Source organism: Hymenobacter agri, from assembly GCF_054778495.1.
Map to the genome: position 1 here is coordinate 1 of NZ_BAAGZM010000072.1, position 12,529 is coordinate 12,529.

Genomic DNA, 12,529 nt, shown 5'->3' on the forward strand with positions numbered 1-12,529 from the left:
GCACGGGCTGCTGGCCTTGAGCACCCGCCCGCACCGGCCGCGCACCACCGTGGCCGACTCGGCGGCCGTGGTGGCTGAGAACCGCTTGCTGGGCCAGCCGGCCCCCACCGCCCCGAATCAGGTCTGGGTCGGCGACATCACGTATCTGCCTCTGGTGGGCGGGCGATGGTGCTACCTGGCCACGTGGCGCGATGCCTGCTCGCGGCGCGTGGTAGGCTGGCACCTGGCTGCCCATATGCCGACCGAACTGGTGCTCCACGCCCTAGAACAAGCCCTGACGCTGCGTCAGCCCGCGCCGGGGCTCATCGTGCACGCGACAGGGGCAGCCAGTACACGAGTGCGGCCTGCCGCGCCCGCATCGCCCAAGCCGGGGGCCAGCCCAGCTTTAGCCGGCCCGGCAACCCCTACGATAACGCACAGGCCGAGGCTGGCTGGAGCACGTTCAAAACCGAATTATTGCCCGGTGGCAGTCCTTTTGCCTCGCTGGAAGAAGCCCGGCTGGAAGTGGCCCACTACCTCGACACATACTTCAACCTCGACCGCCACCACTCCGCGCTCGGCTACCGCTCACCCCACCAATTTGAACAGGACCTGAAAACCAACCTACCTCAGCTCACTGTCCGTTTCTACTGGACCAGCCCATGGAAACGCCCCCGGGCTCACGGGCAACGGCGGCTTTACCCCCGTGCCCACTCGCTGGGTGGTCGAGCGCTCCATCAGCTGATTGCAATGGGACCGACGCTTGAGCCGAGACTACGAATGTGAAACCACCAGTCCCGAAGTAACCATCCTCCTATCCAGCATTCGACACCTTACCCTTAAATTTTAACAGGCTCTAAAGAATTTTTCACTCAGCTGCTGGCTGTTTTCCCTGCTGGTGCTGGTAGCCGTCTGCTGTCAAACATCCCGGGCTCCCGCCCCGTCAGCCCCCGCCACCGCGGTGCTGCCGGAGCACCTGACGCTGGGCAACCCCAGTGGGGCAACCGCGTATGCCAGCCAGCACAAAAATTACATGCTGCTAAAGCCGCAGTTCGCGCTGTCCTAACACCGGGATCAGGAAAAGCCGAACTGGGTGGGCAGCGCCGCGAGCCTAGGATGCGCTGATGCAATGGAGTATTGTTCTGCCCGTCGAGCTTTTTAAAGGAAGTCGAGACGCCTTATTGCCGTAAATAGTGGCGATAGGCGTTATTTGTGACGTGCTCAACTTATAAAAGCGGTTACACCACATTGACCAAATCTTGCGGTATTGTATCCGGCAAGTCACAACTCGCGATTATGCACGATCAGAAGGCAAGCAATACGGCCATGTGGTAATATAGCACATTCTCCTAATGCAAAAGGACGTTTCCAGATTCACTGGAAACGTCCTTTTGCATTAGGAGAATGTGGAAATTCGGTTTGCAAGTTGAAAATATTATATGTGCAAACCTAGGTTTGAACCCTTATCACCACAGTGCTTGGATTGTATTCCAGCAAAACTTAGAAAACTGGGCAGCAGTCGTTCAACAGGGTTACGGCAACACCGCAACCATTATTATGAGACACACACAGGCTCGAAGAGCAACCGCTTACTAAGGAGAAGAAGTAGCCCCCTTTGATACCTTGCATTTGGTCATTATCCAAAATGGAAGCAATGGTCTTCTTGTTGATTTTGAGTGGTGACTTTTTCATAAGTAAAATTGTTAGAGATGTGGATACGCAAATCTAGAAATAATCTTTGGAAACGCAAGAATCAGAATATAAAAAAATGTGGCGGTGGTCTAACTTAGTGTACTACTCCCCAAAAACTGGACAGTTTAAGCGGGTTTGTTAAGCAAATTGAAGCGGGGTTGAAGGGAGAGGTTTGGGCTAAGGCCTGGGCAGGGGTTTGACCTTTTAGCGCCTGGTGGGGGCGGTGGTGATTGTAGTATGTGAAGTAGGCCTGCAATTGTTGGTAGAGGTGCTGGCCGTCGGTGGCCGGATTGAGGTAGACGCATTCTCATTTGACCGAGCGCCACAGGCGCTCGATGAAGGAGTTTTCGGTGGCGCGTCCGCGTCCGTCGCGGCTGATGCGGCAGCCGGCCTGCAGCAGGGCCTGCTCGAAGGTCTGGCTGGTGAACTGAGTACCCTGGTCGGAGTTGAAGATGAACGGGGCCGGTACCCCGCACAGGGCCTGGCCCGGGGCCTTCAGGCAAAAGCCCACGTCGAGCGTGTTGGAGAGTTCCCAACTCAGCACGTACCGCGCGTGCCAGTCGAGCACGGCCACCAGGTAGAGAAAGCCCCGGGCCATGGGAACGTAGGTGATGTCGGTGCTCCACACTTCGTTCAGGGCCGTGGCCGGGCGGTCCCGCAGCAGGTGGGGATAGGGCGTGACGCCCTGCCCGGGCACGCTCAGGCGCGGTTTGGGGTAAACCGGCTCGTGGCCCATGAGCCCACGAGCCGGCGCACACGCTTTTCGTTGACGGCGTGGCCGGCCAGACGCGGGTGGTCGCGCACGCCTTTGAAGTTGTGCAAGGTGAATTTCTCGTACAACAGGCGCATCAACCGCAAATTCTTGGCGCTTTCGCCCCGGGGCTGGTAGTAGTAGCTGCTGCGGGCCAGCCCCAGGGCCTAGCAGTGGGCCTGCACCGAGCCTTCCCCGCTGGCCTGCACTAGGGCGCGTTGCTGGGCTATGCACATGGCGGCAGTATTTTTTTTAGCAACTGGTTTTCCATTTGCAACCGGCCGATGGCGGCGTAGAGCGGCTCGACATCGGGCGCAGCCGCCACGGCCGGCTCGGGCTCGACGAAGGCTTGTACCGCGTGTTGGCGCAGTTGTGTCTTCCAGCGGCTGATTTGATCCACCGATAACCGGTAGCGCGTGGCCAACTCGGCCAGGGGGTACCGCTCCGTCAGGGCGGCTAAAGTCACTTCTGCTTTGAACTCAGCAGTGAGGCGGCGACGGGTGCGTTTCGAGGTCATGGCATTGACTAAGATAGCCGCCATAAACTGTCCAAACTTTGGGGAGTACTACAACCAATCTACTAACTCGTTAGCCCCTTTAGCATTCGATATTGGTCAAGAAAGCTCTATCCCAGGGATACGCGATGCCGTCCTGCATTGATAGCAGGCACAGCAGATTACCTGCTAGCCCTTGCAGGAGACCATTGTGGCAGATCCTTACTTCAGCATCCGCCATCGTGACATCCACTTGGAATAAGCCTGTACTACTGATTTCATAATCAAGATTGGCAGCAGAGACCGCTCGCCAATATCGCATTGCCTTGGCGTATGAACTCTTGCCAGTAGCTAAATATAGGCGGTTGAATAGGTGCATTGTACCTAAATACCCATGACAGAGACTATGTTCGCGAAGATCGGCATTGTCAATCGTGCGAGCGCAAGCTACTTCTCCAACTTGGTTGGCAAGTAGGATCCATTCCTTTTTTCCACAATACTTACCAGCTTTGAGCAGCGCCAGTGCTATTCCGGCGTCGCCATAACACCAAGCTAATTTTGATGGCTCCCGAATTTCATCAGCATCTTTGAAGAGTAAACGTCCTGGGAAACCGCAGACGCTAGCGGCATCATGCTTGGAAGCAATAAAATTGATTGCGCCAGAAAGCAAAGTGAGACACTGTTTACGGCAAACATCGTGTCTGTATAGATCTGCTAGCGAAGAAATGATGCCTGCCATGCCATGCGCCAAACCAAAGTTGCAGCTCGATGTGTCGTATACCAGTGCCCTCGATTCCTCATGGTAACTAAAGGTGTACCAGAACAGCTCCTGATCCTGATACTTTACTGCCTGACTGGCCAGAAACGAGATGAATTTGCGCAGGGCTCCTTCGTGGCGGGTGTAATGAAGTAGGTAAATTAAAACACCGATGCCCCCCCGTATCAAGTCGTAATCTCCTGTATCGATGTACCCTAAGAGGGACTGAGTCAGAATCTGGTCAATAGGCTTCAAGTAGGATGGTGGAAAAAATTCGCCGTTATGCATCTCTGAAGTGCTCTTCAAGGAGAAGGCGATCCCAGCTAGGCCAGTACCCAAAGAGGCATCAAGCGGCTGGTTCTCTAAAGCCGAGAACAAGAATTCAATTCGGGTACCAATGCCATCGTGCAACTGCTTAACCTTCGATGATTGCGCATGATAGGCTTTATAGTAAGCGAGAGCCAACACAATACCAGCCTGCCCATGCAAAAGGCCAACCCCTTGCCCATTGTCGGAGCGTAGCAGTGTGTCAGCTAGCAGATGCACTTTGTTTTTCATGATATGCGAGTTACTTGTAAAACGATGCGGTACTGATTTCAATATCACTGTTGTGCTCAACCTGCTCCGATTAAGTCAATAGACAAAAAAGAGGCGATATTATGCATCAACGGCGGTTACCTAATTAAAAAAGGTGGTGATGGCAAAAGATTATCTTCCTAACTAATTTTTTGGGTGGATCATGCTTATATTGGTTTGAGCACTTTACGAGTAGGTTAAATCACATCAACATCTTTAGTATGAGAAATTGACCGATAAAAAAGAAGCAACAGGTCATAGATTATTGTTTCCTGCTCATTGGCATGGCTGTCGAAGAGCCGATTTAAGCTCATATGAATGAAGCTTTTGACGTTGCTAACAACTGCTTCCGACCGCAACTCGGCGACTAGCGGTGCGAGGTGGTTAGACCTCTCTTTAAAGGTTTCGTGCAAGAAGACGTAGGATGTTTTGGCACAACTCAACAGCTCTACGATTTCACCTTTGTGCGACCGATAGAAGTTGCTAGTATTACGTCTAACTTGTGTAATACTAGCTTGATCCTGCTGACTTAAGTAAAAATCGCGGATGGATTCCAGCAGTTCTTTACGTTCTGGAAGCACAAAATTAAAATCATTAAGAATATAGTGCACTCCAGCGAGCGCATAGAGCCACTTCAGATTACTTTCTTGCAGCTTGTGGATATACTTTAGCAATTTTAGCGCGCATTGACTGTCCCGGTAGAAGACCTGCTCGCTTAGGACCATGTTTGCATATCTATCCACTTCTCGCTCATAGGTGTCTACTTGCAGTTTAGCAAGCTTACCTGACAGAATTTCTTCGGTGAAAGATGCTTCAAATGACTCAAACAATGCATTTAAATCGATCGGATTACCAAAAAGGCGCAAACGTATATGAAAATCTGGGTCAACGTAACGAATAAAAAAATAATGACTTATAACATTATTTTTTTGCAATTTAGTGAGCCAAGGCAGGAACTTTAAAGCAAGTAAGCTTTCGAGCAGTTCTGGAGAGGCGTACAGTTTCAGGTATTGACAAGTAAAGCCCGGTAACAATGAGGTGGCAGAAATACCTGGATGCCCTACCCTTTTGAAGTCAGCTTTCTTCCAAGTTGGCAATACTGGCCCATTATTAGTAGCTTTAACAACAGGATGGAAAGGAATGTGCAACTCAACTGATACTTTGCCATTTACATTGCTATATATCATATTGCTTGCTAAAGAAGAGGGGTCTTCGCACAGCACCACGCTGGCATTACCCGCCAGCTCTTTGCTTAATATTGTCAGAGAAGCGCTGTTATGTAAATCAAGCGGCAGGATATTGTCCGAATTCTCCTGAGTGTGCAGCGTCACATAACGATCTATTTTATTATCCGATATATAAGTGCACAATCGCGGTATATCAATGCTGTTTCCTGATGCAAAAGCACTGGATACCAGCCGCCACTTAGCTTTGGATAGTATCAAATTTTGATACGTAACCCGTGGCAAGTAAGGCAGAGCATTTAATGGCCCCCAACTCCAGGCCGTTACAAATCTTTTCTGCTGCAATGACCCTAAGAAGTTATATACAGACATTGTCATCAAAGCATGATTGTGTGCGCTGGTGAGCAATGGGACAACTACCTTCTTCAACGATTTGGACACAATGAGCAACTTCTCATTTCTGATGCATATATACAGGTCAGAAAGAGCAATCGACGTTGTTCCCGATTGACTGCCAGCATCGTATATCGGAATTTCGTATTTGTGCAGCGCGGATCGGTTGAGAATATTACTCAGCCGGGGTTGGGCTAAGTGCACTAATTCCGCAGTAACCGTACCCGAGCTTGCTTGGTCTAATTCAACTGCTACCAATTCTTGGCAAAGCGCTTGAATATCTGGTGAGTTGTATGCAAAACGCGAAAATGTATCAGCGGCAGACCCTTGCTTGAGGTAACACAAATCCAGCAGGAAATCACCCGTAATCACATCCTGCTCGTGTCCCGCGATCAAGCGGCAGCCCACCACGGCCGAACCATACGCGCGGTTTGGGGGTGATTGCCAACTGAAGGTTTCTAAGTCGGAACTACGAATTATTATCCCTTTCCGTTCCTGATGCCTCGTAAGGCAATCGTTGTATTTTGCCAAAACAAAACGGTCCCATTCCGTGAAGGGCACCTCTTGCTTAACCACAGTGCTTACGCTTCCTATCTGAGCAAGCAAGTAGGGAGGCGCCACTGGATTATTATAGCCAATTCCAATCTGAGGGTCTAAAGCTTCGAGTAACGGAACTAAAGCCAGGCCGTATTTTTCATTGAATTGGTGACGAAATGCTTCTAACTCAGGAGTACGGGTAACACCATTGTTTAAGTATATGAGACTCTCCAGTTGTGCCTGGCATTTATCCAATAACATCTTGGGGAGCCCAAGGGTACCGGTTCCATAAGCATCTACCTGGACTGATGCCTTATTCGTATTGAAATTAAACGGTTTCAGAATTGCATCAATCTGTTGCAAGTAGGCCAGTGCAGGTGCCTGAGCGGCAAATGCATCGGTGTACTGATCTCTTGCCGCTTGATAAGCGACGAGAATATCGATCAGCCCTTGACAGCGCGAGCTACCAGATAAGATAGCAGCATCTTTCAAACATGATAGCAACTTCTCTTCAAACAGTGGATTGGTGGCTTGGTATGAGATACTATTTCTAAGTATATTCTCGTCTATCAAATAATCAGTAAATTCCAACGCTTCATCAGTGGTGAAACCAAAATCTTCGATCGCTTCAGTTAACGCTTTTCGCCTAGCTCCTTTTTTGGCCAACTGAATCAGCTTCCGAACATAAACAGAGCTTTCAATTGTGCAGATATCAAATTTGAATGCATTGTTTTTAAGAGACCTGTCAACGTAGCGAATGGCTTTCTTGTAACTGTACAGTGTATTATTTGGGTAATAATACAAATTATCCCTAATTTCAGACCATTTCCCGACTTCTTCTAGAATAGCGTTGAGAACATAGCCATCCAGTTTAACTCCAACTCGATGGCCTTTCAGTTTGTAGCTATTTTGTGTGCCAAAATACCCGACTGTGATTTCTGAGGAAACACCAAATGGTGTACATCGATAACAGCAACGTTTATAATACTTTATTAACGACAAGGCAATGCCTTCACGCTTCTTAACTGGTGTTGCATGCTGAATCTGTTGCAGTGCAGCAGCAAACAGTTCTTTAGAATAAAGGTAAATAGATTGCTGAAAGATATCACTTTTACTGAAAAAAGTAAAGATGAATTCGACTGGGTCAGCTGCTTCATACAATTTGACTAAAAGGTCAAGAGAAAAAGCCGGACTTCTAACTATAAACTTATCCATGTTGACAAGAGGTGCTACTCTCAGGAACAAAAAGTTGAGAGAAGAATTTGAAATTTAAGTGGTTGCTCATGGCTTGATTCACTAGTTTACTAATATCCCCATCCTTTAGGGCAAAGTGAAAATCTCTTAACAATATCAGTTTGAGAATATCAAAATTATAGCTGTGATATTTTTTGAAAAAATCAAGTATCTTTTTTTGATCAAGCTGCAACATCAGCAGATCCATTTTAATATTAAAGAATGCAATCAAAGCTCCCTTGGACTCGATAGCCCCGTAGCTTTTAATTGGTGAGTTCAATAACAAAGTCATTTCATACTGCTGAAGCACCTTTGTCCCTAATTCAGGGAATGTTATCATTGGCTGAAAGAATTGGTTATAAAGCGATAATATTACGTTTCCTTCATCAACACTACTAAATAGTTGATTTAACAGCTTTTTGTTTCCGGTGCCGTAATCAGAGTTAATTGTTCCTTGACATAAATATAGAATAACTGCCGCAATAATTTTGGCAGCGGCATCCACCTGCCCGCTGCGAAGATGAGTATTGATTCTATTGGCTAAATGATGTAATTTGTGCAAGTGTAGGATTGGAAACTTTGTACAGAGAACGTCATCAATTACAATTACTTGATTAATATATCTTTTGGCTAAGTATTGCTTCCCGTTCTTGTAGGCATATAAAGAAAATGCAGGGTAAACAAACGTCTTGCCGATTGATTTGCATTCTCCTTTAAGTTGACGCAATAAGTATTTGGCTGCAGCTGCATAAACTTCAACGTCAGTCAAGTTTCCTTCTTTGACAAGGTGCACAATAATGCCTTGACATTGTGAGAGTTTGCCTAAGATGCTGCACTCTTTCTCGGAATAGTAACGTGGCAGGCTATCGATTACTGAATCCATGGGGGCAGCAATCGGCTTGGGCATAAAAAAAGTTGATCTCGGCAAGGAAATCACTTTCACCAGCAACTCGGCAACAAGATCCTTCATGGCTTCTTTACCTTAAAGTAGAAGAGAAACCTCAAATATATAATCATGATTGGCATTCTTTAGATTTGGCGGTGGTCTAAGTTAGGATGGACTTCGTAAAAGGTTGATGGTAACAACTCAACATACGTGCGCCAAATGCGGTAGCACGCACATTCAGCGCAACGGCCGCAGTGGCGGGCATGCCCGCTACCGCTGCACGATTTGCGAGCACCAGACCCGGTTTGTACCCGCCGCCACCGGGCAGACCGCCCGCTACGGCCAGGTCGAGAAACTGTTGGCCGAGAGCAATTCGCAACGCAGCATCGTACGCGTGACCGGCATCTCGCGCATGATGGTGGCCAATCTGGCAAAAAAAGCGCAATCGGCCAGCCCGGCACTGCCGCGCCTGCGTTCGAAAAAGGCGCAACAAAACAGTGGGAAGCGCTTGAATTAGACGAAATGTGGACGTTTGTGGGCCGCAAACGGCGTAAGTTCTGGCTCTGGCTGGCCGTCGAACGCGCCAGCCGCCGCGTCGTGGCCCGGGTATTGGGCCGGCGCGATGCGGCCACGGCCTGCCGGCTCTGGACCGCCCTGTCCAGGCGCTACCGTCGGCATTGCTGGTATTTTACGGACCTGTTTCCGGCCTACGTCCAAGCCTTGCCCACCGGACAGTATCGGCCCTGCCCAAAGGGCGAAGGCCAAACCAACATCGTCGAATCACTCAATTGCTCCCTGCGCCAGCGTTGCGGCGTATTGGTGCGCAAATCCTGCTCTTTTAGCAAATCACTGCGCATGCATGCGGCCCGATTAAAAATTTGCATCGACCAGCACAATCGCAAATCCATCCCCATTTAAACCCCCACCCTCTTTTCTAACCGCAACTGGCTTACTATTCAGGTAACAGCATAAATAGGCTTTCAAGGCGCAAATAAATTGCCAAGGCAATATTCTATGTTTTAACATATTACCCCTTTCAATGCATTGGATTGAAAAAATGTTGATTGAATAATACTTATTTAGCCTGATATTGCTAAACGACAGGTGTTAATCCATAAGCAATCTGATAATCTATTTACAATGTGTGGCTTTGCTGGAATTATGCGCCGTAATGGCATGAGAAAAGGAGAATCAATGCGGGGAGTCCTTGAAGCTATGGGTAACTCTATTGCTCATCGCGGCCCAGATGATGAGCAATATTACCAAACAGAACAGATTGGGCTTGTTTTCCGGCGGCTGGCGATTGTGGATTTGAAGAATGGAGGCCAGCCTCTTACGAATGAAGATAATTCTTTAGTGTTGGTAGCAAATGGGGAGATTTACAATCACAAGGAGCTTCGACGCAAACTCAAAGACAAGCATACGTTCAAAACGGCTTCAGATTGTGAAGTCATATTACATCTCTACGAAGAATACGGAATTGAGTGCTTACAGTATTTGAATGGCATGTTTGCGCTGGCCTTATGGGACCAAAAAAAGCAGCAGTTGTATCTGGTGCGCGACCGGTTAGGTATTAAGCCGCTTTACTATAATGTAAACGCAGAACGAATCATTTTTGGCTCCGAAATAAAATCACTGCTGCCCTATCCTGATTGCCCTCGAGAATTTGACTGGTCCACGGCGCTTTCTCATTCGTTGAATCAGGTGAACCAGGGCCAAAAACTAACTTCCTTTTACAAAGGCATTGTAAACGTAGATGGCGGCGAGTATGTACAGTACTCAACTGTAACAAATCAACTGACGACTCGAGCATATTGGTCGTTGCATCATTCAGCAGAGCAAAGCAGGGAGGATTTTCGTTCAATCGCTGATATCGTTCGGGGTTACAAGGACTTACTAATAGAAAGCACCCAGTTACAATTAATGTCAGACGCTGGCGTCGGTGTGTTTTTGAGCGGGGGCATTGATTCGGTCGTGGTGGCATACATTGCGGGTCAGTTGGGACGGATTCCTGCCTATACCGTGTTTTCCCAGAGTACTTACCAGAATGGTGATGTCTTAGCCGCTTCACAGGCAGCACAGCAATTTGGGCTCGAGAATCATCAAGTTAATTTCCGATGGCAGGAGCACCCCTATAATGCTGAGTATTGGAAAAAACTGCTTTGGTACACGGAGACTCCGGCGTGCGCTGCTGAGCAATTGTACAAATATGAACTTCACCGCTATGCTAAACAGCACTCACCACTAGTCAAATCAATCCTATCAGGTCAGGGCAGTGATGAGTTCAATGGGGGCTACTGTGATTCATTTGTAAATCCAATGCATTCGTGCTATAAGCCTCAAGGCAATAATTGGGACAGTTTCATGCTCACACTCCGCAACCTGGAACACAATAATCTTTTACAAGGCACAAATAACCGATATCTCCGCCACAGCCATCTGCTGCGCACAGATTTTTTAGCTAATGAGCAACTAACCAAACCATATCATAATCCATGGGAATACTATACTAATATGTATCAATACAGTCTAAAGATGTACAACCTATGGCATGAAGACCGGACTGCCGCGGCGAATGGTATTGAAAATCGGGTGCCGTTTTTAGATCACAGGTTAGTAGAGTATACACTAGGAATACCCGCTTCGCACTACAAGTCTCTTTTTTGGAATAAGCAGATATTACGTGATGCTTTTGCCCAAGAAATAGGGGGACTAAGTCAAAGACCAAAAGTTCCCTTCTTCTTAGGACGAGATGCTCGCTACACTTACCGGATGATGTACGGGCTTCTAATCAAAAACAACCGTGAACTCATTTATGAAAGCGTGGGAGAGCCCGACGTACAACATTCCATCCTCAACCGAGCGGCGTTGGAAGCTAGCGTGGACGATTTGGCCGCTGACATAGAATGCAAGGCGCTGCCCGAATTGCTTGCGATCATTAATATGGGTTTGTTAGCCAAAATGACCGCGAATCAACTACCGGTCCCGTCCACGGGATCTCCCATTGTTGCCGAACGAATCCATATTGCTGCTCAGCAGGATGAAACACAGGACATAAGCCTGCTGCTCAGTTCTCATACAGAAACAGTGCATTTGGAGCGGGTCCCGCGGTTTGCAGATGAAGTGACAGTACTTACCGATTTGACCGGCAATGTCCATTTAGCATTAAATGGTTCGCTAGAATATATTCTCGAAAAAAAGGATTACGCAGATTGGATACGAGTCATATTGCAGATTGATGGCATAAGGCCCTTGTCTCAAATTCTAATAACGCTTGGTTTGGCCGCCGCAGCTATCCGTTCCAACTTAGAGGAGGCGTTGGATTATGGTATTATCAAGTTCAACTCTTAGATGTATAGTCCTAGGATGTGATGGTGTATTTTCCGGGCAGGAATTTCGCACCGACCTATGGGACAAGTACTCCACGGCAGCGCCCGCACAACGGGGGCGATACGGCGCGCTATCCGACACAGCCAGGAAAGCCTACAAAGCTTAGCCACGCGCTACAGCATCAACCCGAAGACTGGGCTGGTCGAGGAGAAATGGACACAGGATTCTTAACTTTCTTGTGTCATGGAAGAAGTCAAAGCAGCCGCCTCGCGGCACAAATATGATGCGGCGTACCGCGGCGAAGCCGTGCGCCGGGTCGTCGAGCACGGGCAAGCCCAAACCCGCGTCGCCTAGGCCCTGGGCCTGAGTGCAGCCGTGCTCGGCAACTGGGTGCGGGCCGCCCGTAGCCAAGCTGCCGGGGGCAGTAGTGAGCTGGCCCGCGAAAATCAGCAGCTACGCACGGCCCTGGCCCGCGCCGAGCAGGAGCGCGATATTTTAAAAAAAGCGCTGACCATCTTCTCCTCTCCGACGGGCCGATGAAACGCTGTCTCTTCATCATGGCCCACGCCGACACGTGGCCCGTACAGGTGCAGTGCCGGGTACTGGGCGTGAGCAAGAGCGGCTACTATACCTGGCGCCAGCGGCCGGCTGAGCCGCCGCTTGCCGCGGCTCAGCCGGCCTGGCAAGCGGCGGCCAAGACCATTTTCGAGGCCCACAC

The 12,529-nt window shown here is 48.9% G+C and carries 11 protein-coding genes and 5 pseudogenes; 9 read left to right on the plus strand and 7 right to left on the minus strand.

Annotated elements, in window-relative coordinates; genetic code table 11:
- Positions 1–49 precede the first annotated feature (49 nt).
- Both ACYVDE_RS06155 and ACYVDE_RS06160 read left to right on the plus strand, forming a co-directional pair.
- Positions 50–301: pseudogene (locus ACYVDE_RS06155) on the plus strand (DDE-type integrase/transposase/recombinase); the annotation flags it as partial.
- Positions 184–765: a transposase gene (locus tag ACYVDE_RS06160; RefSeq protein WP_460500619.1), complete on the plus strand. Its 582-nt coding sequence runs from the start codon at positions 184–186 to the stop codon at positions 763–765. The pseudogene ACYVDE_RS06155 and the gene ACYVDE_RS06160, both read left to right, overlap by 118 nt.
- 714 nt (positions 766–1,479) lie before the next feature.
- Here the strand turns inward: ACYVDE_RS06160 and ACYVDE_RS06165 are convergent.
- The 7 genes and pseudogenes from ACYVDE_RS06165 to ACYVDE_RS06195 all read right to left on the minus strand — a co-directional run bounded on the left by ACYVDE_RS06165 (position 1,480) and on the right by ACYVDE_RS06195 (position 8,565).
- Positions 1,480–1,671 (minus strand): class I lanthipeptide, encoded by a 192-nt coding sequence (locus ACYVDE_RS06165; protein WP_460500609.1) that lies wholly within the window; start codon positions 1,669–1,671, stop codon positions 1,480–1,482.
- Between the two features lie 94 nt (positions 1,672–1,765).
- Positions 1,766–1,966: pseudogene (locus ACYVDE_RS06170) on the minus strand (integrase core domain-containing protein); the annotation flags it as partial.
- Positions 1,967–1,978: 12 nt separating this feature from the next.
- Positions 1,979–2,407 carry a transposase gene (locus ACYVDE_RS06175; RefSeq protein ID WP_460500610.1) on the minus strand — a complete coding sequence of 143 codons (429 nt, stop codon included), beginning with the start codon at positions 2,405–2,407 and terminating at the stop codon, positions 1,979–1,981.
- Between the two features lie 241 nt (positions 2,408–2,648).
- On the minus strand, positions 2,649–2,939 hold the full coding sequence (locus ACYVDE_RS06180) for a transposase (RefSeq protein ID WP_460500612.1): 291 nt from the start codon (positions 2,937–2,939) through the stop codon (positions 2,649–2,651).
- Between the two features lie 79 nt (positions 2,940–3,018).
- A complete protein-coding gene (locus ACYVDE_RS06185; RefSeq protein ID WP_460500613.1) occupies positions 3,019–4,230 on the minus strand; it encodes a glycoside hydrolase family protein in 1,212 nt (403 codons plus the stop codon).
- A 215-nt stretch (positions 4,231–4,445) separates the two neighbouring features.
- A complete protein-coding gene (locus ACYVDE_RS06190) occupies positions 4,446–7,577 on the minus strand; it encodes a lantibiotic dehydratase (RefSeq protein ID WP_460500614.1) in 3,132 nt (1,043 codons plus the stop codon).
- The gene (locus ACYVDE_RS06195) at positions 7,570–8,565 is read right to left on the minus strand and encodes a hypothetical protein (RefSeq protein ID WP_460500615.1); all 996 of its coding nucleotides are present in this window, start codon (positions 8,563–8,565) and stop codon (positions 7,570–7,572) included. The genes ACYVDE_RS06190 and ACYVDE_RS06195 overlap by 8 nt, the downstream gene beginning before the upstream one ends.
- Positions 8,566–8,671: 106 nt before the next feature.
- On the opposite strand from ACYVDE_RS06195, the pseudogene ACYVDE_RS06200 reads away from it, so the two are divergent.
- The 7 genes and pseudogenes from ACYVDE_RS06200 to ACYVDE_RS06230 all read left to right on the plus strand — a co-directional run.
- A pseudogene (locus ACYVDE_RS06200) lies at positions 8,672–8,740 on the plus strand (hypothetical protein); the annotation flags it as partial.
- A gap of 99 nt (positions 8,741–8,839) precedes the next feature.
- Positions 8,840–8,998: a hypothetical protein gene (locus ACYVDE_RS06205; protein ID WP_460500620.1), complete on the plus strand. Its 159-nt coding sequence runs from the start codon at positions 8,840–8,842 to the stop codon at positions 8,996–8,998.
- Between the two features lie 5 nt (positions 8,999–9,003).
- Positions 9,004–9,399: an IS1 family transposase gene (locus tag ACYVDE_RS06210; RefSeq protein ID WP_460500616.1), complete on the plus strand. Its 396-nt coding sequence runs from the start codon at positions 9,004–9,006 to the stop codon at positions 9,397–9,399.
- A 222-nt stretch (positions 9,400–9,621) separates the two neighbouring features.
- The gene (asnB, locus tag ACYVDE_RS06215; RefSeq protein ID WP_460500617.1) at positions 9,622–11,832 is read left to right on the plus strand and encodes an asparagine synthase (glutamine-hydrolyzing); all 2,211 of its coding nucleotides are present in this window, start codon (positions 9,622–9,624) and stop codon (positions 11,830–11,832) included.
- A gap of 57 nt (positions 11,833–11,889) precedes the next feature.
- Positions 11,890–12,006, plus strand: a pseudogene (locus tag ACYVDE_RS06220) (IS481 family transposase); the annotation flags it as partial.
- 180 nt (positions 12,007–12,186) lie between these two features.
- Positions 12,187–12,351, plus strand: coding sequence for a hypothetical protein (locus ACYVDE_RS06225; protein ID WP_460500618.1), 165 nt, complete (start codon positions 12,187–12,189; stop codon positions 12,349–12,351).
- Positions 12,348–12,529 (plus strand): annotated as a pseudogene (locus tag ACYVDE_RS06230) (hypothetical protein); the annotation flags it as partial. The gene ACYVDE_RS06225 and the pseudogene ACYVDE_RS06230, both read left to right, overlap by 4 nt.